Origin of the sequence: Citrobacter freundii complex sp. CFNIH2, assembly GCF_002880615.1 — a bacterium.
In the GTDB taxonomy this organism is placed as follows: domain Bacteria; phylum Pseudomonadota; class Gammaproteobacteria; order Enterobacterales; family Enterobacteriaceae; genus Citrobacter_A; species Citrobacter_A amalonaticus_F.
The window spans coordinates 655,947-679,196 of record NZ_CP025757.1; the positions used below are offsets into that span (position 1 = coordinate 655,947).

General features: G+C 51.0%; 30 protein-coding genes. 25 read left to right on the forward strand and 5 right to left on the reverse strand.

The window, feature by feature from the left end:
• Positions 1–150: 150 nt before the first annotated feature.
• Positions 151–858, reverse strand: a complete 708-nt coding sequence (locus tag WM46_RS03155; protein ID WP_102601397.1) for an XRE family transcriptional regulator — start codon at positions 856–858, stop codon at positions 151–153.
• A gap of 115 nt (positions 859–973) precedes the next feature.
• Here WM46_RS03155 and WM46_RS03160 point away from each other — a divergent pair, with 115 nt between their 5' ends.
• Together WM46_RS03160 and WM46_RS03165 are read left to right on the forward strand one after the other, a co-directional pair.
• Positions 974–1,192 carry a transcriptional regulator gene (locus WM46_RS03160; RefSeq protein WP_102601398.1) on the forward strand — a complete coding sequence of 73 codons (219 nt, stop codon included), beginning with the start codon at positions 974–976 and terminating at the stop codon, positions 1,190–1,192.
• Between the two features lies 1 nt (position 1,193).
• Positions 1,194–1,940: a hypothetical protein gene (locus WM46_RS03165; protein WP_102601399.1), complete on the forward strand. Its 747-nt coding sequence runs from the start codon at positions 1,194–1,196 to the stop codon at positions 1,938–1,940.
• A gap of 111 nt (positions 1,941–2,051) precedes the next feature.
• Here the strand turns inward: WM46_RS03165 and WM46_RS03170 are convergent, their stop codons facing one another.
• Positions 2,052–3,248 (reverse strand): IS110 family transposase, encoded by a 1,197-nt coding sequence (locus WM46_RS03170; RefSeq protein ID WP_102601400.1) that lies wholly within the window; start codon positions 3,246–3,248, stop codon positions 2,052–2,054.
• 452 nt (positions 3,249–3,700) lie between these two features.
• On the opposite strand from WM46_RS03170, the gene WM46_RS03175 reads away from it, so the two are divergent.
• Genes WM46_RS03175 through WM46_RS03200 form a run of 6 tightly spaced genes read left to right on the forward strand, consistent with a single transcriptional unit; the run spans position 3,701 to position 8,917 of the window.
• Positions 3,701–4,597 carry a KilA-N domain-containing protein gene (locus tag WM46_RS03175; RefSeq protein WP_102601401.1) on the forward strand — a complete coding sequence of 299 codons (897 nt, stop codon included), beginning with the start codon at positions 3,701–3,703 and terminating at the stop codon, positions 4,595–4,597.
• Positions 4,597–5,475 (forward strand): DNA-binding protein, encoded by an 879-nt coding sequence (locus WM46_RS03180; RefSeq protein ID WP_102601402.1) that lies wholly within the window; start codon positions 4,597–4,599, stop codon positions 5,473–5,475. Before WM46_RS03175 ends, WM46_RS03180 begins: the two co-directional genes overlap by 1 nt.
• 14 nt (positions 5,476–5,489) lie before the next feature.
• Positions 5,490–6,371, forward strand: coding sequence for an ATP-binding protein (locus WM46_RS03185; protein ID WP_102601403.1), 882 nt, complete (start codon positions 5,490–5,492; stop codon positions 6,369–6,371).
• Positions 6,371–7,750, forward strand: a complete 1,380-nt coding sequence (locus WM46_RS03190) for a replicative DNA helicase (RefSeq protein ID WP_187394437.1) — start codon at positions 6,371–6,373, stop codon at positions 7,748–7,750. The genes WM46_RS03185 and WM46_RS03190 overlap by 1 nt, the downstream gene beginning before the upstream one ends.
• Entirely contained in the window at positions 7,737–8,102 is a 366-nt protein-coding gene (locus WM46_RS03195; protein WP_102601405.1) for a RusA family crossover junction endodeoxyribonuclease, read from the forward strand. The genes WM46_RS03190 and WM46_RS03195 overlap by 14 nt, the downstream gene beginning before the upstream one ends.
• A complete protein-coding gene (locus WM46_RS03200) occupies positions 8,102–8,917 on the forward strand; it encodes an antitermination protein (RefSeq protein WP_102601406.1) in 816 nt (271 codons plus the stop codon). Before WM46_RS03195 ends, WM46_RS03200 begins: the two co-directional genes overlap by 1 nt.
• 293 nt (positions 8,918–9,210) lie before the next feature.
• Here WM46_RS03200 and WM46_RS03205 read toward each other — a convergent pair whose 3' ends face one another.
• Positions 9,211–9,576, reverse strand: coding sequence for a hypothetical protein (locus WM46_RS03205; RefSeq protein ID WP_102601407.1), 366 nt, complete (start codon positions 9,574–9,576; stop codon positions 9,211–9,213).
• Positions 9,577–10,236: 660 nt separating this feature from the next.
• Between WM46_RS03205 and WM46_RS03210 the strand changes: the two genes are divergently transcribed.
• From WM46_RS03210 to WM46_RS03240, 7 genes are all read left to right on the forward strand, one after another.
• On the forward strand, positions 10,237–10,452 hold the full coding sequence (locus tag WM46_RS03210) for a hypothetical protein (protein WP_102601408.1): 216 nt from the start codon (positions 10,237–10,239) through the stop codon (positions 10,450–10,452).
• A 159-nt stretch (positions 10,453–10,611) separates the two neighbouring features.
• Positions 10,612–10,884 (forward strand): hypothetical protein, encoded by a 273-nt coding sequence (locus tag WM46_RS03215; RefSeq protein ID WP_048224292.1) that lies wholly within the window; start codon positions 10,612–10,614, stop codon positions 10,882–10,884.
• Positions 10,884–11,372 (forward strand): lysozyme, encoded by a 489-nt coding sequence (locus WM46_RS03220; protein WP_102601409.1) that lies wholly within the window; start codon positions 10,884–10,886, stop codon positions 11,370–11,372. Before WM46_RS03215 ends, WM46_RS03220 begins: the two co-directional genes overlap by 1 nt.
• Positions 11,369–11,836, forward strand: a complete 468-nt coding sequence (locus WM46_RS03225; RefSeq protein ID WP_102601410.1) for a lysis protein — start codon at positions 11,369–11,371, stop codon at positions 11,834–11,836. Before WM46_RS03220 ends, WM46_RS03225 begins: the two co-directional genes overlap by 4 nt.
• Positions 11,837–11,881: 45 nt before the next feature.
• Positions 11,882–12,937 carry a DNA-methyltransferase gene (locus tag WM46_RS03230; RefSeq protein ID WP_102601411.1) on the forward strand — a complete coding sequence of 352 codons (1,056 nt, stop codon included), beginning with the start codon at positions 11,882–11,884 and terminating at the stop codon, positions 12,935–12,937.
• A gap of 79 nt (positions 12,938–13,016) precedes the next feature.
• Positions 13,017–13,274, forward strand: coding sequence for a hypothetical protein (locus WM46_RS03235; RefSeq protein WP_102601412.1), 258 nt, complete (start codon positions 13,017–13,019; stop codon positions 13,272–13,274).
• A gap of 71 nt (positions 13,275–13,345) precedes the next feature.
• Complete coding sequence (locus tag WM46_RS03240) at positions 13,346–13,525, forward strand: Rrf2 family transcriptional regulator (RefSeq protein WP_102601413.1); 180 nt, start codon at positions 13,346–13,348, stop codon at positions 13,523–13,525.
• On the opposite strand, the gene WM46_RS03245 is transcribed toward WM46_RS03240, so the two are convergent.
• A complete protein-coding gene (locus tag WM46_RS03245) occupies positions 13,505–13,774 on the reverse strand; it encodes a DUF1883 domain-containing protein (protein ID WP_316245627.1) in 270 nt (89 codons plus the stop codon). The genes WM46_RS03240 and WM46_RS03245 overlap by 21 nt on opposite strands.
• Positions 13,775–13,904: 130 nt before the next feature.
• Between WM46_RS03245 and WM46_RS03250 the strand changes: the two genes are divergently transcribed.
• A complete protein-coding gene (locus WM46_RS03250; protein ID WP_102601415.1) occupies positions 13,905–14,546 on the forward strand; it encodes a hypothetical protein in 642 nt (213 codons plus the stop codon).
• A 34-nt stretch (positions 14,547–14,580) separates the two neighbouring features.
• Here WM46_RS03250 and WM46_RS03255 read toward each other — a convergent pair whose 3' ends face one another.
• Entirely contained in the window at positions 14,581–15,084 is a 504-nt protein-coding gene (locus tag WM46_RS03255; RefSeq protein WP_102601416.1) for a hypothetical protein, read from the reverse strand.
• Positions 15,085–15,375: 291 nt separating this feature from the next.
• Between WM46_RS03255 and WM46_RS03260 the strand changes: the two genes are divergently transcribed.
• The 9 genes from WM46_RS03260 (at position 15,376) to WM46_RS03300 (ending at position 23,249) form a co-directional block, all read left to right on the forward strand.
• On the forward strand, positions 15,376–15,936 hold the full coding sequence (locus WM46_RS03260; protein WP_102601417.1) for a hypothetical protein: 561 nt from the start codon (positions 15,376–15,378) through the stop codon (positions 15,934–15,936).
• Complete coding sequence (locus WM46_RS03265; protein WP_102601418.1) at positions 15,878–18,004, forward strand: phage terminase large subunit family protein; 2,127 nt, start codon at positions 15,878–15,880, stop codon at positions 18,002–18,004. Before WM46_RS03260 ends, WM46_RS03265 begins: the two co-directional genes overlap by 59 nt.
• 39 nt (positions 18,005–18,043) lie before the next feature.
• Positions 18,044–18,265 carry a gpW family head-tail joining protein gene (gene gpW, locus WM46_RS03270; protein ID WP_187394492.1) on the forward strand — a complete coding sequence of 74 codons (222 nt, stop codon included), beginning with the start codon at positions 18,044–18,046 and terminating at the stop codon, positions 18,263–18,265.
• Positions 18,265–19,914, forward strand: a complete 1,650-nt coding sequence (locus tag WM46_RS03275) for a phage portal protein (protein WP_410374620.1) — start codon at positions 18,265–18,267, stop codon at positions 19,912–19,914. Before gpW ends, WM46_RS03275 begins: the two co-directional genes overlap by 1 nt.
• Positions 19,911–20,774: a S49 family peptidase gene (locus WM46_RS03280; protein WP_102601420.1), complete on the forward strand. Its 864-nt coding sequence runs from the start codon at positions 19,911–19,913 to the stop codon at positions 20,772–20,774. Before WM46_RS03275 ends, WM46_RS03280 begins: the two co-directional genes overlap by 4 nt.
• 1 nt (position 20,775) lies before the next feature.
• Positions 20,776–21,315: a hypothetical protein gene (locus tag WM46_RS26285; protein ID WP_187394438.1), complete on the forward strand. Its 540-nt coding sequence runs from the start codon at positions 20,776–20,778 to the stop codon at positions 21,313–21,315.
• Positions 21,315–21,719, forward strand: a complete 405-nt coding sequence (locus WM46_RS03290; RefSeq protein ID WP_102601422.1) for a head decoration protein — start codon at positions 21,315–21,317, stop codon at positions 21,717–21,719. Before WM46_RS26285 ends, WM46_RS03290 begins: the two co-directional genes overlap by 1 nt.
• A gap of 98 nt (positions 21,720–21,817) precedes the next feature.
• Positions 21,818–22,867 (forward strand): major capsid protein, encoded by a 1,050-nt coding sequence (locus WM46_RS03295; RefSeq protein ID WP_102601423.1) that lies wholly within the window; start codon positions 21,818–21,820, stop codon positions 22,865–22,867.
• A 1-nt stretch (position 22,868) separates the two neighbouring features.
• Positions 22,869–23,249, forward strand: coding sequence for a hypothetical protein (locus WM46_RS03300; RefSeq protein WP_262360448.1), 381 nt, complete (start codon positions 22,869–22,871; stop codon positions 23,247–23,249).
• Position 23,250: the final 1 nt, after the last annotated feature.

The window sequence follows — 23,250 nt, forward strand, 5'->3', positions numbered from 1 at the left end:
CACGTATAGATCCGCTGGCTATACTATTCAAAAGCAATGCCCGCGGGATGCTGAAGAGGATGCGATGGAGGTAAATAAAAACCCGGAACGGTGGCCGGGTTGGTAACTATTCACTTTTGTTGCTGAAAACTTCATTGTCTTTGCACTGGTTTACCCATGCTTTCTGTACGTCTGTGGCATGCTACCGATCACCTTTCCAAATATGAATATTTTGTTCATCTCCTCTTTCTCGATCGGGTCCCATGGGCGATAGGTATGATTGTCGGAGATGACCAAAAGCTTATCTTTCATCTTTTGTAAACGCTTAACATGCGACGTATCGTCGTATATGAACGCGTAAATGCCGTCACCATCAAAGTGCTGAACGCTTATATCGACGAAAAGCAGGTCTCCAGGCTCAATTGTTCCAGACATGCTATCGCCACGAACGTTGATGATGCGTATCTGTTCCTGTTTTCGGCCATTAAACATTTGACGCGCATCTTCAACTGAGTACTCCACGGAGCGTAATACTTCCACGAATTCGCTGTTAATTATTCCTGGCCCCGCACTAACCGTGAGATCTAGTACGTCAACTCTGAAGATGTCTGGGTCTGTTTTGTTGGTAGTTATGGAAGTTGGTTGTTGGGCGTCAGCCCTCATCGGCCCAGTTCCGGTTGACAACCACTCCGAGCGAACACCCAGAGCATTCGCTATTTCAACGATTTTTGTTGTTCCTCTGGCATTGCCTGATGTTATGCGCCATATAGTTGGTTGCGCCATATCTGCTGCTTTGGCTAATTGCCCTTGGCTCATCCCCATCTCACTCATCGCATAGTTAAGTCTGTCAGCTAGCGTCTTAAGTTTACTCTCTTGCATTTTTATAGCCTCCGCTATCGCATTTTAGCCTCGCATGATAAACAAGTCTATTGCTCATTCAAATAGCAATTGCTATTATTTATCGATAGCAATCAAATGAAGCGGGTAAAAAAAAATGAAATCAGCAATTGAACGAGCTATTGATGCTGCTGGCGGGGTTAATGCTTTAGCCCGCGCAATAGGTGTCAAACAACCATCTGTTTCTCGCTGGAGAAAGGTTGGTGTTGTTGGGGTGGATCATGTCCCTGATGTTGCAGCTTTGACTGGGATTCCTGCCCATGAGTTGAGACCAGATAAACCAAAGCTTTTCCCACACCCAAGCGCAGAGGTGTGACATGTCACAGCAATTAACGATGTTTCGCGTATTTAAGCAGTCTTTCCACGGCATCAATAGCGGCGGGAATGTCAGGAATTCTGGTAACGGCTCCTGTCGTTTTGTCCTGCTTAACGTTGGCATGAAGGGCATCAAGATAGTCATCAACTGCCTGTTTATAGGGCTGGCGATGTCGATTTGGGAGGTGAGGGCTCAGTGCATTGAAGTCAAATTGCCGTTGCACAATAACAACTTTACCTTGCCTCAATCTCTCCAGTTCGGCGGTAAGGAAAAGTTCAATCGGGTCGGAAATCGCATTGAATTTATCAAGCCGGTACCGGGAGAGAGCTCGCTTATCGCCGTACCACAACCCAAAGCTGAAAGACACCAGTGTCCACATGAAAGTAATGAGTGCCGGGTTGGTGTTAAACATAAACACAAGCTCAATCCAGATATTTCCCATAAATTCTGGCAACTCCTTTTGATTCAGTTATCTGCTTTTGCGGTTGTTTTTCACTCAGGGGCTTATCTCTGTATGCGCGCAAATATTCGCCGCGACTGGCGTCAGCATATCCCGAAAGGGCGACTACCGAAAGCGCCTGTTATGGGAATGTTATCCATTTTGTGCTTGCCGAGGAGGATTAAGCCTCTTCAGTGGCAGTTGTGGGAACAGCGTTCGTGGTTTCTGGATATGAAGATTCGCCATGGCTTTGAGGTCGCATACCGGGATGCCTGGTATTGGAAAAAACTTATCGCGGAGAGGTGGTAAACGTGAACCCAACTCATTTCATACAGAAACATATCGCCGCGCAGCTGGCGGTGGAGGGATTTCCCGAGCAGGTGTGTCAGGGGGGTGCCCCTATAAAGTTGTCAAGCATGTTTATGATGCCGCAGGGGTATAAAAAGTACCGTCACGCATCATGGCGAACAGAACGTCACAGCGTCGTCTTGCCAGGGCGATAAGTGCCTGATTGTGTCGCTTTCCCTGCCTCATTTTGCGTGTGTAGTAAGCCCTGGAGAGCGGATCTCTTAGCGCCGCGAAGGCCGACAGGAACAGCGCCCGTTTGAGGGTTTTATTGCCTCGCCTTGATGGGTGTTCGCCACGTATTGACGAACCGGAGCGCCGGGTTACCGGCGCAAGGCCAGCATAAGCAGCGAGATGTGCGGCAGAGGCGAAGGCGCGGCAGGCGACCTCTGTGAGGAGTCTGGCTGCGGTCCTGACACCGACTCCGGGCATGCTGGTCAGGACCGGGTAAAGAGGGTGAGCAAGAACCCGCTGTTCCACCTCAAGGGCCACCTCGTCTCTTTGCTTACGCAGCGTGATGAGCTGGAGTGCCAGGCGTGGCAGAACGACGACAGCGGCATTCGTGCCGGGAACGACGACGGTTTGCTGTGTTAGTGCCTGGGTGATATCTGTAGCAAGGCGCTTTCCCAGACGGGGCGCGAGTTTGCAGAGCTGGGTTGCCAGTTTCTTCTCACCCAGCGAAGCAAGTTTATCGGGTGAGGGATATCTCTGGAGAAGATCGAGTACTGCCGGGTGATCCAGTCGCGGACCGATAACGCGCTCCAGTGCCGGATGTATCTGTGTCAGGAGACCGCGGATACGGTTGCTGGCCTGCGTTGTCTGTGCAGCAAGATCATCATCGAAGCCACAGAGCATGGAGAGCTCGGCGATTTGCTCGTCAGCCAGCTTCAGAGTGCGTAGCGCGTGAGGCAGAGTACGGGCAGCTTCGGCGATGATGGCTGCATCACGAGCATCGGTTTTGGCTTCACCGGCATGTAAGTCGGCGATACGGCGCATTGCCAGCCCGGGGAGGTATCCGACAAGGACACCTTCAGAACGGGCAACGGCGACGGGTAACGCACCGATGGTGGCAGGCTGGTCAACAACCAGCAGTATCTGACCATGTTGTTTCAGGTCAGATACCAGCGCTCTGAGTTTGTTTTCGTCGTTGGGTAATGCTTTGTCGAACAGGCGTTTACCTGAACGATTAACGGCAACGGCGTGATGGGTATCTTTACCGACATCAACGCCAATAAAGACCTGGACTGATTCGTAATCGCTGGATTCGGTCATTCTGTCTCCCTGTTTATACGGGTTAACCAGATAACCTCGGGGAGCAGGTACCGGCATCCACGTTACAGACGGTCCCGGCATAAAGTGCCTGACCTAGCCCCTATTAGCGGTTACCAGCGCCCCACCAGACCCGGTGACATCACCCCCCGGATCATGGACGACTGGGGGCAGTAATCATGCCGGGTCTGGCTGGCTAACACCCCTAGTATAAGGGGTTCGAATAAAGTAACGGGGCTGGTCGGCGTTGACCACTACCGCCAGGTGTCGCAGGCAACCCGCAAAGGCAGGGTGTATGACGACTGTCTTTACTACGCGCGCCAATGGGCTAAAGGACAGACGACTACAGCAGAGCAGAGAGCCGCAAAGAAAAAGCCCGGATGAGGGCGTGCTCAACCGGGCCTGTTCTTGCCTTGCTTGCATATCTGCGGAATAACACTGCGAGGAATCATTCCATGCAAAACAATACCAATAAACATCCGAACGTTTCAAGTGTTAATGTTGAAAGCCTACCTGTTATTGCAGGTGTTGAAATCACTACGGATGCCGCTGGGCGATTCAGTCTGAACTGCCTGCACCGGGCAAGTGGTGAAAGTGACAACAAGGCTCCGAATCAGTGGTTACGCACCAAGCAAGCTAAAGAGCTTATTGCGGAGCTTGAGTCTAAGTTATTGAAAAAGTTTCAGACTGCATATTTGCAGTCTGCTCAGAAAGTGATCGACGTGGTTAACGGCGGCACTAGTCCTGGCACCTACGCGCACGAGCTGATTGCAGTGTCCTATGCCGGATGGATTAGTGCTGATTTTCAGCTTGACGTTAACCAAACCTTTATCGATTTCCGCTCCGGTAAGCTGATACCAAACCCCGCCGGACTGCCAAACTTCGACGATCCTATTGCTGCCGCTGAGGCTTGGATTGAAGCAAGAAAAGCTGAGCGTCTTGCTATTGGTTACGTCGAGCGTCAGGCGCGCTATATCAATAAGCTCGAAAACCACCTTGCTGAAGGCATTACACCAGTGCAGTTCTGTAAGCAGCTTAACGGTGTCAATACACGCAAGATTAACGCCTTTCTGGAAGACCGGAACTGGCTATTTGACGATCGCCCGGAAGCTAAAAACCCGCGCTGGCGCGTCAAGCATTACGCCCGCGATCAGTACCTCACCGAGCGCTCGGGTCAGGTTGAGCAGGAAGACGGCGAGATGCGTGATATCTACAGACCGATCCTGAAACGCAAAGGCGCAGCCTGGCTTTACCGTCATTACCTGAACGGCGAGCTTCCAATGAAAAAATCATGGGACGGTCAGTATACCCACGAAACTGACCTGATGAACCTTCTGCAGGAGAAGAAATAATGCGCCCCTCCGATCTGTTACTGGATTTTGGCCGCCCGGTAGCCTATTACCCCGGACTCGTGAAAGTCATGGGTAGCCCGCACGCAGTGATTTTTTTCAGCCAGATATTCTACTGGCAGGACAAAGCGCATGCCGAAGAAGGGGTTCACAAGACCCGTGAGGCTATCGAATCCGAGACCGGTCTGACGTTTGACCAGCAGGCTACAGCCCGTAAGCAGCTTGTTTCTCGTGGCATTCTTAAAGAGACGCACAAGCGCCTTGAGCACAAAGTGTACTTCCTTGTCGATTGCGATCGCCTTGATGAAATTATCAATGAAAACAACAGTCTTTCCCGAAGTGGGAAATCCCGATTTCGGGAAGAGGGAAAAGCCGATTTCGGGAAACAGGAAAACCCTTCGCCGCGAACTCGGGAAAACCCTCGCCGCGAGTCGGGAGAATCCCATTTCGATCCTACAGAGATTACAACAGAGATTACTTCAGAGAATACAAACACTGGTGCATCCGCTGACGCTCCTGCACCAAAGCGCTCTTCCAGGGATGTTTATTCACCAGAGTTTGAAGAAGCCTGGCAGGCATACCCCAAACGCGCTGGTGGAAATTCAAAAGCAGCGGCCTACAAAGCCTGGAAAGCCCGCCTGAAAGAGGACGCTAAACCTGGAGACATGCTGGCAGGCGTTAAGCGCTATGCGGCCTACGTCAAAGTAACGGGCAGTGCTGGCACGCAGTACGTCAAGCAGGCGGCAACGTTCTTTGGACCCGATCGCCATTTCGAAGAAGCCTGGCAAACTCCATCCGCTCCCGGAGGTGGGCGTTGCAGTGCGCTTCCGGTATCTGGCTTCAGTGAACAGGATTACGGCCAATCAGACTGCAACTGGTGACAAGGGGAAATACAATGCTGAACATCAAACAACGCGAAGAAAGGGATTCACTGCTGGCGAAACGTGAAGGACTTCGTGAAGAACTGGCGTTTGCTGTAGAACATAAAAAACCGTGGCAGTGGGGAAACTGGGAGTCAGGCGAAGTCCGTACCGTCTCCTGCGAAAAGCATGGCGAATATGAGCGCATGTCGCTCACTGGAAAAGCGTTTCGTGGCGCCGAAAATGTTAAACATTCCCGGTGCCCGGAGTGCGTGAAAGAGGAACTTGCTGACATCGAATCTGGTCTGCGTGAATTACGCGTGGCTGATCTGATGGACAATGCCGGGATTGCGCGACGCTTTGAAGCATGTGAATTTGCTAACTACCAGGCTGTCAATCAGGATGCTGCCAAAAATCTCGCGGCCTGTCAGCGGTACACTACCAGTTGGCCAGATCGCCTGAAGGCTGGAACCGGGCTCGTCATGACGGGAAATTGTGGCACCGGGAAAAATCATCTGGCCATATCCATGGCAAAAAGCATCATCCGCAATCACCTTGCAAGTGTGGAAATCACCGACGTTATGCGTCTGACCCGGGCCGTGAAAAACACGTGGCGCCACGGTGCTGAAAGTACCGAAGAAGACGTTATTGAGCGTTTTGCATCACTGGATCTGCTGATTATCGATGAGGTGGGCGTTCAGTTTGGTAGTCCGACCGAAATGACTATCCTGCAGGAGGTTGTCAACGCCCGATATGAGAGCGTACTTCCTACAATCCTGATAAGTAACCTGACCTTTGAGCAACTCAAAGAGTCAATTGGCGAACGTATCGTGGATCGTGTGACTGATGGCGGACGTAACCGTCTCGCATTTGGCTGGGGAAGCTATCGTGCGATTGCTGGTGGAGTGGCTGCCTGATGATGCCGGTATGGAAAAACGATGATCTGGAAGGTGCGGTAATTGGCGCTATTTTTCTGCGAAATACCGATCCTGAGGTTCTGGGCATTCTTTCCCGCCTGCCGGCGAGCGCATTCTCGGTCCGTCAGTACCGTGAAATTTATTCCGGCATCTGTCGGCAGGCTCGCGGTACCGGAGTGACAGACCCATTGCTGCTTTGCGAAACCATGCCAGAGCACAGCGCAACCATCCTTGAATCCAGCCGTATCACCTGGGCAAAGTCAGCTCTGACTTATTACGTTTCCACACTGGAGCGTAATGCCGCCGTCCGGGATGCTGAGATGGTGATTGAAAAGGCACTGGCGGGGATCCGCAATGCGTCCAACGGTGATTGCGCTGTCGAGGCCCTGAAAAGTGCCCAGGATGCCATGGCCGCAATTTCTCTTACTCCCGATACCGTTCAGCCCGTACACATCGACGAGGTACTCACGGCCGTTGTCGAGCGTGCAGATGCCAGACACCAGGGGCTGGATGCAGCAAAACCCTTGCTTACCGGGATTGACGAACTGGACGCGAAAACCGGAGGGATTGAGCCAACCGATCTGGTCTTCATTGCCGCACGACCATCGATGGGAAAAACAGAACTGGCGCTGGATATTATCGACAAGGTTTCAGAGCAGGGACATGGCGTACTGTTTTTTAGTATGGAAATGGCAAATATCCAGATTGGTGAGCGCATGGTGTCAGCTGCTGGTGGTATGTCGGTATCCCGACTCAAAGAGGTAGCAAAATTCCAGGATGAAGACTGGGCGCGACTTTCAACCGGTGTTGGTCGCCTGACGGGCAGAAGTGTGTGGATGGTAGATGCCACAGATCTGACGCTTGAGCAGATCCAGCAAACGGCAACCAACCACCAGATAGCTCATCCGGAAATCGCGCTGGTGGTTATCGATTATCTGTTGCTCATCAAGATTCAGAGTTCGGCGCGCTATGACCTGGCTGTGGGTGAGTTGTCGAAGGGGCTAAAGCGACTCGCCAAAACAAACCGGACACCTGTTTTAGCTTTGAGTCAGCTTTCGCGTGGGGTTGAATCCAGACCGAACAAGCGCCCTATGAACTCAGACCTGAAGAACTCCGGCGAAATCGAGCAGGACGCTGACATTATCATGATGCTCTATCGCGACGAAGTCTATAACCCTGAATCTCCTGCAAAGGGGATTGCGGAAATCAACATCACCAAACAGCGCAACGGTGTTCTTGGGACGGTATATCGGCGCTTCTACAACGGGCATTTCCTGCCAATCGACCAGGAAGAAGCAAAACGAAAATCAGCACCGATGCCTAAATCACAACCGCGACGCTATTCAAAAGGTAATCAGACTGGCCATGCAGATTTTTAATATTACCCCGATGGGCAAGCCCCGAATGACCCGGGCCGACAAATGGAAATCGCGACCAGCAGTTATGCGTTACCGGGCGTTCTGTGATGAAGTCAGGATGAACAAGGTTGTTATGCCGGAAGCGGGTAGCCACATCATATTCGTATTACCAATGCCAAAAAGCTGGAGCCAGAAGAAACGCACCGCCATGAAAGGACAGGCCCACCAGCAGAAACCAGATGCCGACAACATGATTAAAGCGCTGATGGATGCCTTATTCGGTGATGATGCGCATATCTGGGACTTTCGCGTCACTAAGGTCTGGGGTGAAACCGGGCAGATTTTAATTTCTTCAATCGAGAGGGCCGCATAATGAAACTGGAAACATCACTCAAACATTTCAGCCCTCAGGGTATGCACATCAGCGACAACGTGAAAGGCACCTCTCCGGATCGGATAACCGGCACTGATGTTATGGCGGCCATCGGCACCACCAGCAGCCGTGCACGATTCGGCCTGGCTGCTTTCTTCGGTAAGGCGGGGATCAGTAAGGCGGATGAGCAGCTGGCGGTTCAGGCGCTGGCGCGTCACGCGATGGACGTTGCACCGAAAAATGTGCGCAAAGCAGCGGGTACTGAGTTTGGCTGGTGCATGCTGGTACTGGCGCAGTTTGCCTTTGCTGAATATTCCCGCTCGGCGGCCACCAGCGCGACGTGTCACAATTGTAATGGTTCCGGGCGCGTCACGGCGACCAGGACAATCCGCAAAGTGTCTTACCCATGGGGTAAAGCGCCATACTGGGCCAGTCGCTCTCGCGCCGTTCGTCCGTCAGACTGGGAGCAATGGACAGAGGTTACAGAGATTGTGCCAGTAGTATGTGAGGCGTGCGACGGCAAGGGAACTATAAGCGCTCGTTGTCGTTGCGGCGGTAAAGGTGAAGTGCTCGACCGTATTGCTACAAAAGAGCGTGGTGCGCCGGTGTTTAAAATCTGTGAGCGTTGCAGTGGTGAGGGGTATTCAAGGGTGTCTTCTGCCGCCGTTCACCGGGCTATCGTTAAACGTCTGCCGGACCTCCACCAATCATCCTGGTCTCGCAACTGGAAGCCATTCTATGAAATGCTGGTGGACGTGTTGCACAAAGGAGAGCGCCATGCAGCATCAGAATTTGAGAAGGCTACCAGTTATTAACACGATCGGAAAAGATAGCGACGATTTTTTGCACGTTAGCATTGACTTTGCATAAAACCGTCCTGTATGCTTCTAATCATGGATACGTACATCCAAATGAAACTGATTATGAACCCTGCCATTCGGCGGGGTTTTTCTTATACACGTCTCACTGGCGGCGGCTCATTACCCAACCTGCAGGCGCTTGCGCAGAGGCCGCTTTCTTTGGTTGCTAGCCCGTTCCCTCAACTGGCCTTGTCGTGAATGTTCCGGCGGTCAAAGCAACGGCATCGACGTGGTTGAGGTGAAGCGGGTTAATTGCATTTACCACTTGGTTTTTTTAGTGGCCCACATGAACTGTGATCAAAAATCTTGTAACCTTTTGCCTCCATACAATTTTCAAGTTTGAAAATGCGTTCATCATGTTGTTCCATGCTCTCTCCATCCAGGCTATTTCTTCGGAATGTTTCATCCCAGGAGTGAAGCGGGTGTGATTTCGATACTCCGCAGGCATACAAGTCTTTCCTGCGCTGCTGGACATCGGTATGCCCCATGCTTTGAGGTTTCTGGAACGTCTGGACGTAGGGTGGATACCTGTAATTACTTGAATCCATATCCGCAACTACGCAACCGTAGAGCGCAAAACTTAAAATCAGACTCATTTTTTTTATTTTATTCATTTGATTACTCGATCTTTTTTAAAATGATGTTGCTTTAAGTTTATGTGAAATCTTTCATTCTGAGCCAGTTTTTGATGTTAAAACCTTGCCATCGTGCAATGATGTACAACGCTCTTATGAAATTGTCCTAAACTTTATTTGAATATTTTGTTAGTGAAACAATAAAACTCAGCAAATGATGACCCCCTGTGCAGAGTGGTATAACTGGTGGTTCTTAAGCTGGAGAAGCATGCGGAACTTTGAGCCAAGTCGACGTTTCACCGGGAGGCACCCGGCACCACAATCTTAACCGCCACAGGCACATCGGGCAAACCATCAATAGCTCATCTGATAGCGCTGGTGGGTTAATCCCAGTCCTGACTGTACGGAAAGCACATTCGCATGAGCACTGGATGTTAGATATTTAACTGAATCGCACAATCAGTCCTGTCGACCGCACATCCAGTGCTCAGCCGAATGTTGCTGCTGCTCCCCTATGAAGGCTGTCTTATTGATGGAACGTAACAAAAGAACTCGCAGGTTGAAATCATAATGATGAATGCCTCCTGCCTCCTGCCTTCTGTGTAAAAGAACGTCAACTAAATCTTGCCTTACAGCCTCACATTGGGAATAATCTTGTAGCTTTTAGGATTTTTACGAAAATACAGATAAGGATGCGCTATGTATGCCCTGGCGTTAATTTTCACTCTTACGGCTAACGAAGTAAGCAGTGAGGTCATAGGTGTTTTCAAAACCCTTTCAGGATGTGAAGCTGCCTCTGAAGCGCAGTCATCAAGAACGAAATGCTTTTTCATCGATCCAGAAAAAGGTTTGGTTGATATAGAAAACCATGGCACTAGTGACGCATATAAAGAAGCGACAACGGTTGTTAACTAAGTAAAAAGTAGATATTCATCATATACAGGCTGCCATCCGGCGGCCTTTTTCATTTCAGGCTCACGGCTATCACTCACTGCGTGCTTTGTTGATAAATCCAGCCAGTGAAGCCTGACCCTACAACACACAGCTCCCGCATTTACCGCGAGGAGAGAGACTATGAAGATGGACGAAAGATACAGCAACGCGACATACGGCAGCGCTGGTCTTGCGGCTTTCTTTGCCAGCCTGTCATTGCAGGACTGGGGCTTCATCATTGGCGTCGCGTTCAGCATTATCCTCGGCGTCCTGACGTACAGGCTCAATAAGCGTGAGCAAATGAAGCGCACGAAGATACTGCAGGACATTCTGAACAAGACCGACTCAAGCAACCCATCGGCTACAGCTAAAGTCCTCGCCGATCTCGGACAGAAGGCCCCGAAGGAAATCTGATGAACAGCACCTTGCGAAATAAAATTGCTGCCAGTATCGGTGGCGGGGCGATCGCAATTGCCACCATGATGCTATCCGGAAATGATGGGATCGAGGGGCGCGAGTATGTGGCCTACCGAGATGTTGTCGGAGTGCTGACTGTCTGCGATGGCCACACCGGATCCGACATAATCCCCGGAAAGCGGTATACCGATAAGGAATGCGATGCTCTAACCCGGAGAGATTTAACGCGTATTGCCGCGCAGGTTGATCCACATATCAAAGTGCCGACTACTGAAACTCAACGAGCAGCGATTTACTCTTTCGCGTACAACGTTGGCGCTTCTGCGGCCATCAACTCAACACTGCTGAAAAAACTCAATACCAAAGAATACGCAGCGGCATGCGCAGAATTAAAGCGTTGGGTGTATGCCGGCGGTAAGAAGTGGAAAGGCCTGATGAATCGTCGCGATGTCGAGTATGAGGTTTGCACCTGGAGCCAGAAATGAGCAGGTTAACCGCAATCATCATCGCTTTTGTAGTCTGCATCATCGTATCTCTTGGCTGGGCTGTTAATCACTACCGCGGCAACGCCATCGCCTATAAAGACCAGCTCGATAAAGCCACTGAGAAACTCGCCCTGGCGAATGCCACCATCACCGACATGACAACCCGGCAACGCGATGTTGCCGCGCTGGATGCCAAATACACGAAGGAGTTGGCAGATGCAAAAACTGAAAATGATGCTCTGCAGCGCAAGCTTGATAATGGTGGCCGGGTGCTCGTCAAAGGCAAGTGTCCAGTGTCAGCCGCAACCAAGACCGCCGTCACCTCCAGCATGGGCGATGATGCCACCGTCGAACTCTCTGACATTGCTGGACGAAACGTTCTCGGTATCAGATCCGGCATCAAGCAAGACCAAACAGCCCTGAGAGCACTTCAGGAGTACATCAACACGCAGTGCCTCAAATAATTGCCTCGCAATAGCGGGGTTTTTTATTACCTCAGAGAAATCTCAATGTCAGATATCCATCTTCACCACGGCGACTGCCTTAATGTCCTTCGCGGTCTGGCTGACAACTCTGTGGACAGCATCGTCACTGACCCGCCATATGGACTGAGCTTCATGGGTAAAAAGTGGGACTACGACGTGCCATCACAGGACATCTGGGAAGAGTGTTTTCGTGTACTCAAACCCGGCAGTCATCTGCTGGCTTTCGCCGGAACCAGAACCCAGCACCGCATGGCAGTTCGTATTGAGGATGCGGGCTTTGAAATCCGCGACATGATTGCGTGGGTTTACGGGAGTGGCTTCCCGAAGTCTCATAACCTTAAAGGTGAACGGGAAGGCTGGGGCACAGCTCTGAAGCCTGCACTGGAGCCGATAACCGTTGCCCGTAAGCCATTCAAAGGCACCGTAGCGGCTAACGTGCTGGCGCATGGCACCGGCGCACTGAATATTGACGGGTGTCGGGTGGGGGCAGAGGGTTCGTGGACAAACAGCAGCCAGCCACGGGCTGAACGAAATGGGTTTGTGAAGGGTTTTGTTGAGGGTACTGAAACCGTTATTCGTGACCAGGGACGCTGGCCATCCAATCTTATTCATGATGGCAGCGATGAAGTGGTTTCTATGCTTCCGGGGAATTCGGTCCGGTTCTTTTATTGTGCCAAAGCCAGCCGCAAAGACCGCAATGAAGGACTGGAAGGCATGCCGTTACATCGCAGCGTTGATGATGACTGGGTCAGTGAAAGCCGCAAAAACACCGATGGCGGCGGCATTCCGTCACCACAGCAGAATCATCACCCCACAGTAAAACCCACCGACCTGATGCGTTACCTGTGCCGTCTCGTTACACCGCCCGGTGGCACTGTGCTTGACCCGTTCATGGGCAGTGGCAGCACAGGTAAAGCCGCTGTACTGGAAGGATTTCGGTTTATCGGCATTGAGCGAGAAGCGGAATATGTAGCAATAGCTGGAAACCGAATTGACAAAGCGTGTTGGCAGAACACATCCCGGACAGCGACCGCCAGACAATGTGGCGATTTTCTTCACAAACATCCGGAAAGCTTCTGAATGACAATAGGCGATGGCCCGGCATAACGGCACTCTGTCACTCTCGCACTCGCGGGGTTTTAACTAATGAGGCAACTAAATGAGCGAAGCAAAACCGCAGGACGGCAGCACCAGTGATATTGAGCGCATGAACCGCCTCAAGGGCGTCAGCCGTCACTTCTGCAATCTTATCGATACTGAGCGCGAAGTAGCTGCGGCTGAAGTTGTCGAGCGTGGCAGCCAGGCCGAAACAGATAGAGTAGAAGCTTTGCGTTGTTTAGCTATTGCGCGCACAAAAATGCAGGAAGCCTGCATGTGGGCATGTCGCGCTGTATCGCGTCCCGATGCTGACTGCTGAGGCATTACAGCAGGCATTCACTGAGTGCCTGTGATAAGGATTTTTCATCGCAACTAAAAGGTAAATAAATCATGAAAGTTATCATTGAACAAAACGGTGAAACTATCTGGATGCGTGATTCAGAGACGCTTGGAGGTATTGCCTGTACCAATTATGTAAAGGACGGCACGCAGAAACAAATTATTGCTGTCCTTGAAGATGCTCTATATCAGGCAAAGGCTCAATTACTGCTACCCGATTATGTTAATTGAGTAGTTGATGTTTGCTCTATGTCCTGGAGGCAGGGCCAGAATAATATTCCAGTTTCCTGAATTAGGAACTGAAATATTCGCAGGAAAGTGAGTGTAAAATCCACCATAAACCCGTGCACTCTGTCCATGCTTGTATTTGCTGAAGTTTGTATCATCCATGACTAATACGTTGATTTGGTGTGAGCACTGCACTGATACAATGCTCCCGGAATCGACCCACTTACGGCTATGAATGTAAGACATTTCCATTCCTTACCAGAGGTAATCAGCCATCCCCCTTTATCGATGGTGCACCAGCGTCCCACCACTGGTGGGCTGAATTGTTACATTACCAAGGATTAACGAGAAGTAAAAACCCAATATCTAGGTAGTAACTGATATGGCAACACTAAAAGATTTATCCAGTCAACTACGGCAACTACAAAAGCAGATCCCGTTTGCGACAGCGCAGGCCATGACAAAGGTTGTACGTCAGATTGAGGCGGCGCAGAGAACGGCTTTCGATCGTCACCTTGAAAACCCAACGCCATTCACTGTGAAATCAGTTGGTTCAGTCGGCGCAAAGAAAAATAATCTTCGGGCGAAGGTATTCGTCCGTGATACTGCCGCTGGATACCTGGAACCGTTTGAGTTCGGTGGTGAACACAAACTCAGTGGTAGCGTTTTGCTCAACCCTAAAAACATTAAGCTGAATAAATACGGCAACCTGCCACGCAATAAACTCTCGCAGCTCAAAGCAAAGCCAAATACCTTCATCGGTGATGTTGGCGGTGTTAATGCTGTCTGGCAGCGCAGAAAAGCAAAAACAAAAAAAGGGAAAAAGAGGGCGAAGCGTTCACCGAATGGATCGCGCAGGGATAGAGTCAAACAGCGGGCGCCAAAACTTCTCATCCGGTTTGGTGATGCGCTTCCGGTCAAACCTACGTTGGGCTATATGGACCGTGCTAACACTATGGCGAATGCACTGCTACCGTCTGCTCTTAATCAGGCGATAGCAGAAGCCATCAGAACAGCAAAATGAAAAGGGGAATTACTTCCCCAGTTGACCGGAGAGATTACAGGGTGATTTCGCAGGCTTTAATAAAATTGTTCACAGCTGCGGTTGAACCGGAAACATCGGCAGAAAATGAACTCTGGTTACCCCCATCTTTTGTCTGTACACCAACCAACACCTTCGATTTTGCGCCCTGAAGTTGTTTAAGTAGTTGAGTAATGTTTTCTGAGTCCTCAGATTTAATCTGGAGGCTTTGGGCGTTTCTTCTCGAAAGACTGGCATCCAGTTTTGTTGCTGCGTTTCCATCTACTTTAATGATTAGGTCCGTTGATAGATTGGGAACTTCATCAGATGATTTATCCTCCTCTACGTAGGACGCAGTTAATTTTTCCTTTGTGCAATCAAAAATAATTGCACCACTGGACGATGTAAGCGATCCGAGCATCATTGCTTTTTTACCGCCAGAGAAGAGGTCATCCTCGGTATTTGTGATCCATTGAGCATGCGCAATCGGTGATGCCAGCGATGCCACAATGAGAGAGATTTTAATTAAGTTGTTAGTCATTACATTCTCCTTGTATTGAACCGGAATAATCATAGACGGAGCTCATGGCAGAGGCCATACAAAAATGGGTCCTTCCTGTGGCTTTTGTAAAGCACGGGCATTGCGCGCCGCGGTGTTTTCCTAGCTACAAATTTTTATTTTGTGTCCCATGTCCCACCTCTGGCGATCATTACGGACACCGCGCCAGCTCTAGCTATTCCAGTTTATTCCAGTGGGACATTCTGGTGGGACATTGCAAAAATGTCCCAGGCAAATGTCCCACCCCTGAAAATGTCCCAGGTGATATGTCCCATGACCACGATGAATCAGAGTCAGTATGCGCAGCACTCGGGTGTCGATCGCAAGACTATTGGCCGCTGGATTAAGGCTGGTCGGTTTATCGTCATGGATGGTGACCTGATTGATGTTGAAGCGAGTGATGCAGCGCTGAAGAAAAACCGCGATGGAAAAGATCCGCGTGCATCAAATGCAAAGAAAAAGAAGGCGCAGACTGTACGCGATGACAGCAATGACATTGAAGACGCGGCCAGAAACATCATTCTTACTGAAGGTGCAAACCTTTCCAGGGAAGAAGCTGCGCGGATACGTGAAAACTATATGGCGCTGTTGGCAAAGCTTCAGTATGAAAAAGACAGCGGCCAGACAATTGAACTGGTCGCCGCTGAGGAGGTCCTGTTCAACGCTTTTCGCCAGCAGCGTGATGCCTGGCTGAACTGGCCTTCGCGCGTGGCTCCGCTGATAGCTGCCGATCTGGATGTGCCGGCAGACAGGATGACAGAGGTACTGATTGAACATGTCCACAAACATATCTCAGTCCTCGGAGAGCCAGAGTTCAACCCAACGGAAGATTGAGCGTCTTCTGCTGAGTGTCCGTAAGGGATGGACACCACCACCACGCATCAGTGTCCCACGATGGGCTGATGAATTTCGGAAGCTGGCAAAAGAAGCGGGGAGTACTTCCGGGAACTGGGAAACATCGACGGTAGAAATTGCCCGTGGACCGATGCTAGCCGCGACGGAGTCCGGGGTTCATATCATCACTGTAATGTGTTGCACCCAGTTGATGAAGACAGCGCTGTTGGAAAACCTGTTTGGTTATTTTGCCCACCTCGATCCCTGTCCCATTCTCCTTTTACAGCCCAAAGAGGAAGCCGCCGAGCAATTCTCGAAAGAGCGTATCAGCCCGTTGGTTCGCGTGACCCCGGTGTTACGTAACATCATCGGTGACTCAAAGCAGAAAAGTTCGAAAGAAACGATTCTGTATAAAGCTTTTACCGGTGGATTTCTTGCCCTTGCCGGTGCTGGAAGTCCAGATAACCTTGCGCGCCGGCCTATCCGTGTTTTGCTGGCGGATGAAGTGGATAAGTACCCTATAACGCGTGAGGGTGACCCCATTGCGCTTGCGGAAGAGCGAACTGCGACATTCGGCCTGAACTGGCTCTCTGTGCGAGCGTGTTCACCCACGGTAGAAGATGAAAGTCGTATTGCTGACAGCTACGCTGATTCCGATCAGCGGCGGGCGTCGGTAGTTTGTCCTCATTGCGGACATCGTCAGTTTCTGGATTTCTTTAAACATGTTCAGTGGCCGAAAGACGGGGATAAACATCTGACCAAATCAGCGATGCTCTATTGCGAATGCTGTGGGGCTGGCTGGTCAGAGGGACAGCGTCTCCGGGCACTACAGACCATCCGCTGGCATCAGACCCGTCCATTCGAGTGCTGCGGAGAGCGACATTCACCGCTGATGGACTATGACCTGGCCTGGCGGGTTGCTGACAATGGCAGCATTGAAAAGGTCTGGCAATGGTCCGAATCAGAACGCCATGCGGTATATCGGGCTGTTTGTCCGGACTGTGGAAAGGAGCCGGTCGATAACCACCATGCCGGATACCAGGCATCCAAACTGTTCAGTCCCTGGCAGAAAGACAAACCGTCTGATATCGCGAAAAAATATATCGATGCAAAGGGCGATCCGGATAAGGAACAGGCGTGGTGGAATACCCAGATGGGGCTACCACACCGACCCAACCACGGCAAGCAATTGCCGGTGGATATCCTGCTGGCACGTAGGGAGATATTTTCCGCGCCAGTTGATGACGGTGTGGCGGTGTTAACCGCAGGTGTTGATACGCAGGATGATCGCTTCGAAATCACGATCACCGGCTGGGGGAGAGATGAAGAATCGTGGTCGGTAGCACATGACGTTATCTATGGTGATCTGGAGACAGCGGAGCCATGGAAACGACTGGATGCTTACCTGAAACAAATCTGGCGTCGTAGTGATGGCTGTGGCCTGAACATTATGGCGACATGCATGGACTCCGGTGGACACCACACGCAAAAGGTTTATGAGTTTGCAAAAGAACGCCTGGGGCGTCGAATCTGGGCCATCAAGGGTGAATCGGCACAGCAAGGTAAGCGAAATCCGGTCTGGCCGACTAAACGTCTGACGTCGAAAAGTAAAGCCAGTTTCAGGCCGATTATTATCGGCGTGAACTCAGCTAAAGATATTGTACGTGGACGCCTCCATCTGGATCAGCCTTCTCCGGGAGTCGCTGCCGCAGGTTATATGCATTTCCCTGATGATCGGGACCTTGGGTATTTCAATCAGTTACTGGCTGAAAGACTGGTTTATAAAGTGGTGTCCGGACAGCGTTACAGTATCTGGGAGCAGATACCAGGAAGAGCGAACGAAGCTCTTGACTGCCTCGTTTACAGTTACGCCGCGTTGTGTGGACTGAAGCACATGGGGTTAAAACTCAACGTTCGGGCCGCCAACCTGAAAGCCAACCCAGATAAATTTCTGCCTGCGCCAGCCGAACCTGAAGAGAAAACCAGTTACGAATTGCCGGGTGCTGTCATTGTTGATCAGCCAGACGAAAAACCAAGGCGGAAGCCAATATCACAACTTTTGCCGTAAGGAGTCCCAGTGTCACAAATCACAACATTACTGACCGGAATGAGCGTGGAACAATTACAGCAGGCGCTTAACCAGGCACAGCAGGCATATATCGACCTGTCAACAGGTTCGAAAGGAGTCTCTTTTTCGTATACGCAAGGCGATGGAACCCGAACCGTAACCTATCAGCAGACAAGCCTTGGGGATTTGCTGGCTCTGATTCAAACGATACAGGCCATGCTTGGGATATCCAGACGGCGTCCAATACGCGTGAGGTACTGATGAGTGTACAAATCTTAGGAGCGGATGGTCGCCCTTTGCCTCCAGTGACGCCGAAGATGAAGTTTGGGGCACTGTCAGGTAGCGGCAGAGTCCCATACGATGCCGCTGACTCTTTCAGTGATCAAATGGCTAACTGGCAGCCTGCACTGTGGTCACCTGATAATGAAATTAATATCTATCGTGATCGCATTGTTTCCCGTATGCGGGACCTGGCGCGCAATGATGGCTGGGCGGCAGGAACGATAACCCGTGTATTAGATAATGCCATTGGTGCGAATTACCGCCCTATTTTTAAACCCGATTATCGGATGTTAAGGCTTATCACAGGCAATAAAGCTTTTGACGCCACCTGGGCGGATGAATACGGGAAAGTTATTGAAGCACACTGGCGATCATGGGCCAATGACCCGGGGCGATATTGTGACGTGGAGCGAAAGCAAACGGTGTCTCAGATGCTGCGGTTAGGTTTCCGTCATAAGTTGCTCGATGGCGATTCGCTACTGGTCCTACAGTACCGACCTGATCGTCTGGGACCCGGGAGAGGACAATACGCAACGACGGTACAAATTGTCGATCCTGATCGTCTGAGTAACCCCCAGCAAAATTTTGACATGCCAAATGTTCGCGGCGGTGTTGAGATTGATAATGATGGGGCGCCGGTCGCTTACTACATTCGTGAAGCGCATATTGGTGACTGGTGGAGTGGCGCTAAAACAATGACGTGGCAGCGCATCCCTCGGGAAACATCGTGGGGAAGACCAGTAGTGATCCATGATTTTGATATGGAGCGCGGGGCCCAGCACAGGGGGATTGGAATTCTGGCACCTATCGTACAGCGCCTGAAAATGCTGATTAAATACGATGAGTCAGAACTTGAAGCTGCAATCCTGAATTCCATCTTCGGTGCTTATATCGAATCGCCTTATGATGCTCAGATGGTGTCTTCAGCGCTTGGCGATACAGGGTTTGGTGATGGTGAAGAACTCAGTGCCTATCAAACGCAACGAACTGAATATTACCAGGATAAACGGCTGAATCTCCAGAATGGGGCCCGAATCCCCCATCTTTTCCCGAACGAAAAAATAGTCACCCTGGATGCAGCCCGACCGACGAGCAATTTTGATGGTTTCGAGAGCGCGGTATTGCGCAACATCGCCGCCGCGACGGGTTTATCAACCCAACAGGTTACGCAGGACTGGTCTGATGTTAACTACTCATCTGCACGTGCAGCCATGCTGGAAGCCTGGAAGACGCTTACCCGCCGTAGAGACGATTATGCCACCGGAACTGCTCAGCCAGTTGCCTCTGCATTTGTAGAAGAAATTCATAGTATCGAGTCGTTGCCCCTGCCTGCCGGTGCACCAGATTTTCTGGAGGCAAAGGCTGCGTATTGCCGTGCTCGCTGGATGGGACCTGGCCGGGGATGGATTGATCCTGTAGCAGAGAAAAAAGGCTCGATTCTCGGAATGAATGCAGGCCTTTCCACACTGGAAATGGAGGCTGCAGAAAATGCCGGGGAAGACTGGGAAGAAATGCTTGATCAGCGCGCGAGGGAAATCGAAGCATTTAAAGATCGTGATATCCCTCTACCTGAATGGGCTGAGTCATCTCCCGCGCCACAGTCTTTAAATAATACGGAGGCGAAGTGAATCTACCCCATTTGGCCCAGCGGCTGTTCAATACCCCGCTGGCTATTCACCCGAAAAAAGCCGAAGTCATCATGGCATCCGTTATGGACAGGTTTGGCATTTCCAGAATTGAATCCTCGCTGGCGATGGAGGATGACTTCGGCTATGACGACAGCCGGGCACGGGAAACACGGCGTGATCCCGGTTATGACACGGTAGCCGGAATTGCGGTCATCCCCATTTGCGGAACACTGGTGCAGAAGCTTGGCAGCCTGCGTCCCTACAGTGGCATGACCGGCTATGACGGCATACGTCAGGCATTTTTGTCAGCGCTGGCCGATCCAGAGGTGACAGGTATCTGCCTTGATATTGACTCTCCCGGCGGCGAAGTGGCGGGGTGTTTTGATCTGGTGGATGAGATCTATAACGCTCGTGGAGAAAAGCCAATTCACGCCATTCTTACTGAAAATGCCTACTCAGCCGCATATGCCATTGCCAGTGCTGCGGATCGGATTTCTGTTCCCCGTACAGGTGGTGTGGGGTCCGTCGGGGTGATTACCATGCACCTTGACTGGACACAGCGCATTAAAGAAGAAGGTCTGAAGGTAACGATCATTACTTTTGGTAGCAGAAAGGCAGAGGGGTCTCCTTACCGAGAGTTGTCAGAGGAGGCGTTTGCAGCTATCCAGCACGATATTAATACTATGGGAGAGATTTTCGTTAATACCGTAGCCCGCAACCGGGGTATTAGCCCAAAGATCATCAAAAATACGCAGGCTGCCTGTTTTATGGCGGCTGATGGTGTGGAACTTGGACTGGCGGATGAGGTATGTCCTCCTGATGCTGCGTTCAGACATTTACTTCAAGTAACAGGAGCCTGATATGGCGAAGAAACCCTTTATTTTTGCTCACCTCTTAGGCCGTGGCGCGACAGCAGCTTCCGAAGAGGAAGAGGATAAAAAAGCGAAAGGCCGTCGTGCAGAAGAAGAGGAGGAGGAAAACGCAGAGGAGGAGGAAGAGGAAACCACCGAAGAGGAAGAAGAAACGACCTCCGAAGAAGATAAAGAAGATGCGGCAGATGATGACGAAGATGATCGTAAAGAAAGTAAATCAGCTCGCCAGGCGCGCATTTCGGAGCGTAAACGTTGTGCCCGCATTTTTAGCAGCCCTCACGCTGCCGCGAATCCCGCACTTGCTGCATCGCTTGCTTTTAATACCGGCATGAGTTCCGCCGCGGCAATCAATGTCATGGCCTCTCAGGCTCCTGCTGTACCGCCCAAACGTGGACGTTCTCTGGATGAACGCATGCAGGACAGTCAACAGGTTCGTCTCAATCCAGATGGTGGACAGAAAGAAAGCGGTAAATCGACGCTGGTAAGCAAAATGACCGGCCTCTATAACTCTACCAGAGGAGATAAATAATGGATCAGTTTGGTCAAAATGCGTTTGCACCTGGTATGAAGAGCGCGTTGTTTGTTCCGGATCAGCTTGTCGCTGGCACGCTCCAACTGGTGACTGATGCCGGTATCATTACCGGCGGTGCCTTTAAGCGCGGCACGGTACTGGGCCTGGTAGCTGCCAGCGGGAAATATACGCAATGTGTGAAAACTGCTGACGATGGCAGCCAGGTACCCGTTGCTATTCTGGTTGATGATGTTGATGCCTCTTCTGCCGATCAGAATGGCGGTCTGTATCTGATGGGTGAATTCAACCAGAATCGCGTCATCATTGATGCATCATGGTCTATTGCTGATATTAAGTCTGCCCTTCGCCCGATGGCTATTTTCCTCAAAGACAGCGACCAGGCTCCTGTTACCACAGCCTGATTAATCCTTCACATCTCCTGACCATATGCTTTAACCGGCAGGGGCTGACACATTTCAATTAGTGCCAGCGAATAGCTGGCATCATCAAGAGACTGAATATGGAAAATATTTTTGATACCAGTGTGCTGGTGCAGGTCGTTCCTAACCTGAAAACCAGTCAGAACTGGCTGCTCGATCGCTTCTTCCCGAATGTCGTGACTTACGAGACTGAAGAAGTGGCGATTGATGTTGATGTCGGCCTGCGTCGTATGGCGCCGTTCGTCTCCCCGCTGGTTGAAGGTAAGCTGGTCGAATCCCGTAAATACCAGACCAACACCTTCAAACCGGCCTACATCAAAGATAAGCGCGCGCCGGACCTGCGCAAACCTATCCGCCGCCAGATTGGTGAGCGTCTTGGTGGGGAATATACTGCTGCCGAGCGCGAAATGTTGAACCTTCAGTTTGAAATGGCTGATCAGATTGACATGATCAACCGTCGCCTGGAATGGATGGCGGCCAGCGCGCTGGTGTCCGGCACCGTTACCGTAGCCGGGGATGGCTATGAAACTAAAGTGGTGGATTTCGGGCGTGCTTCGGACCTGACCATCACTCTTAGCGGCTCGGATAAATGGCCACTGACTGTTGCTGCTGGCGCTACCAATACCCAGCCATCAGATGACATTGAAATCTGGCAGACTACTTTCCTGAAAGAGTCCGGCTCTGTCGCCACGGATCTGGTCTTCACGAATAAGTCATGGCGTGCATTCCGACTGGATACCACCATCAAGGATAACGCCATTACGTTCCCGGCGCTGAGCCCGTTTGGTAACCAGATTAACGCCGGCCCACAGGCGATGAAGGGCGCAATTTATAAAGGGCGCTGGGGTAACTTTGACCTCTGGTTATATAACGACTGGTTTATTGACCCGCTGGACAACGTCGAGAAGCCAATGATCCCCGATGGCGCTGTCATTATGAGTGGTGCCGATCTGATGGGTACCCGCGCTTTTGGGGTTATCCTGGACCCGGCTTTCAACTACGGCCCGCTGGCCTATGCACCAAAATCCTGGGTGAAAGAAGATCCGGCCCAGCGTCTTATCCTGATGCAATCCTCCCCGCTGGTTATTCCGAGCCGGGTAAATGCCTCCCTTTGCGCAACGGTGGTCTGATATGGCTAAAAAACCTAATACAGGGCTGGCTGATGATCTGAATGCAGAAGGGTCTGCCAAAGACGAACTGAGCGTTGACGACCTGAATGCGGGCGCTAACACCCAGGACAAGCAGCAGTTAAACGAAACTGAGGATGCCGATTCATCCGTTGATGGCGATGATGGTGACGAAAAAACCGAAGACACTGAATCACAGGAGTACGTGGTGTTGAAAGGGAATTGTATTCGTCATGACGGGGAGATATACCGCGAAAATATGCGTATCCCTGTAACTGGCAAAGATGCTGATCGTCTTCTGCAGTCCGGCGTTATTGCTGATGTCGATGTGCTTCGTAATCGTGCTCTTGCTACTCAACCATCAGTTTCCGTAAAGGCAGGGTAAT

What these genes read in the sequence shown, in the direction of transcription:
- WM46_RS03155 (WP_102601397.1), bottom strand. Translation starts at nt 858, where the DNA reads ATGCAAGAGAGTAAACTTAAGACGCTAGCTGACAGACTTAACTATGCG.
- WM46_RS03160 (WP_102601398.1), top strand. Translation starts at nt 974, where the DNA reads ATGAAATCAGCAATTGAACGAGCTATTGATGCTGCTGGCGGGGTTAAT.
- WM46_RS03165 (WP_102601399.1), top strand. Translation starts at nt 1,194, where the DNA reads ATGTCACAGCAATTAACGATGTTTCGCGTATTTAAGCAGTCTTTCCAC.
- WM46_RS03170 (WP_102601400.1), bottom strand. Translation starts at nt 3,248, where the DNA reads ATGACCGAATCCAGCGATTACGAATCAGTCCAGGTCTTTATTGGCGTT.
- WM46_RS03175 (WP_102601401.1), top strand. Translation starts at nt 3,701, where the DNA reads ATGCAAAACAATACCAATAAACATCCGAACGTTTCAAGTGTTAATGTT.
- WM46_RS03180 (WP_102601402.1), top strand. Translation starts at nt 4,597, where the DNA reads ATGCGCCCCTCCGATCTGTTACTGGATTTTGGCCGCCCGGTAGCCTAT.
- WM46_RS03185 (WP_102601403.1), top strand. Translation starts at nt 5,490, where the DNA reads ATGCTGAACATCAAACAACGCGAAGAAAGGGATTCACTGCTGGCGAAA.
- WM46_RS03190 (WP_187394437.1), top strand. Translation starts at nt 6,371, where the DNA reads ATGATGCCGGTATGGAAAAACGATGATCTGGAAGGTGCGGTAATTGGC.
- WM46_RS03195 (WP_102601405.1), top strand. Translation starts at nt 7,737, where the DNA reads ATGCAGATTTTTAATATTACCCCGATGGGCAAGCCCCGAATGACCCGG.
- WM46_RS03200 (WP_102601406.1), top strand. Translation starts at nt 8,102, where the DNA reads ATGAAACTGGAAACATCACTCAAACATTTCAGCCCTCAGGGTATGCAC.
- WM46_RS03205 (WP_102601407.1), bottom strand. Translation starts at nt 9,576, where the DNA reads ATGAATAAAATAAAAAAAATGAGTCTGATTTTAAGTTTTGCGCTCTAC.
- WM46_RS03210 (WP_102601408.1), top strand. Translation starts at nt 10,237, where the DNA reads ATGTATGCCCTGGCGTTAATTTTCACTCTTACGGCTAACGAAGTAAGC.
- WM46_RS03215 (WP_048224292.1), top strand. Translation starts at nt 10,612, where the DNA reads ATGAAGATGGACGAAAGATACAGCAACGCGACATACGGCAGCGCTGGT.
- WM46_RS03220 (WP_102601409.1), top strand. Translation starts at nt 10,884, where the DNA reads ATGAACAGCACCTTGCGAAATAAAATTGCTGCCAGTATCGGTGGCGGG.
- WM46_RS03225 (WP_102601410.1), top strand. Translation starts at nt 11,369, where the DNA reads ATGAGCAGGTTAACCGCAATCATCATCGCTTTTGTAGTCTGCATCATC.
- WM46_RS03230 (WP_102601411.1), top strand. Translation starts at nt 11,882, where the DNA reads ATGTCAGATATCCATCTTCACCACGGCGACTGCCTTAATGTCCTTCGC.
- WM46_RS03235 (WP_102601412.1), top strand. Translation starts at nt 13,017, where the DNA reads ATGAGCGAAGCAAAACCGCAGGACGGCAGCACCAGTGATATTGAGCGC.
- WM46_RS03240 (WP_102601413.1), top strand. Translation starts at nt 13,346, where the DNA reads ATGAAAGTTATCATTGAACAAAACGGTGAAACTATCTGGATGCGTGAT.
- WM46_RS03245 (WP_316245627.1), bottom strand. Translation starts at nt 13,774, where the DNA reads ATGGAAATGTCTTACATTCATAGCCGTAAGTGGGTCGATTCCGGGAGC.
- WM46_RS03250 (WP_102601415.1), top strand. Translation starts at nt 13,905, where the DNA reads ATGGCAACACTAAAAGATTTATCCAGTCAACTACGGCAACTACAAAAG.
- WM46_RS03255 (WP_102601416.1), bottom strand. Translation starts at nt 15,084, where the DNA reads ATGACTAACAACTTAATTAAAATCTCTCTCATTGTGGCATCGCTGGCA.
- WM46_RS03260 (WP_102601417.1), top strand. Translation starts at nt 15,376, where the DNA reads ATGACCACGATGAATCAGAGTCAGTATGCGCAGCACTCGGGTGTCGAT.
- WM46_RS03265 (WP_102601418.1), top strand. Translation starts at nt 15,878, where the DNA reads ATGTCCACAAACATATCTCAGTCCTCGGAGAGCCAGAGTTCAACCCAA.
- gpW (WP_187394492.1), top strand. Translation starts at nt 18,044, where the DNA reads ATGAGCGTGGAACAATTACAGCAGGCGCTTAACCAGGCACAGCAGGCA.
- WM46_RS03275 (WP_410374620.1), top strand. Translation starts at nt 18,265, where the DNA reads ATGAGTGTACAAATCTTAGGAGCGGATGGTCGCCCTTTGCCTCCAGTG.
- WM46_RS26285 (WP_187394438.1), top strand. Translation starts at nt 20,776, where the DNA reads ATGGCGAAGAAACCCTTTATTTTTGCTCACCTCTTAGGCCGTGGCGCG.
- WM46_RS03290 (WP_102601422.1), top strand. Translation starts at nt 21,315, where the DNA reads ATGGATCAGTTTGGTCAAAATGCGTTTGCACCTGGTATGAAGAGCGCG.
- WM46_RS03295 (WP_102601423.1), top strand. Translation starts at nt 21,818, where the DNA reads ATGGAAAATATTTTTGATACCAGTGTGCTGGTGCAGGTCGTTCCTAAC.
- WM46_RS03300 (WP_262360448.1), top strand. Translation starts at nt 22,869, where the DNA reads ATGGCTAAAAAACCTAATACAGGGCTGGCTGATGATCTGAATGCAGAA.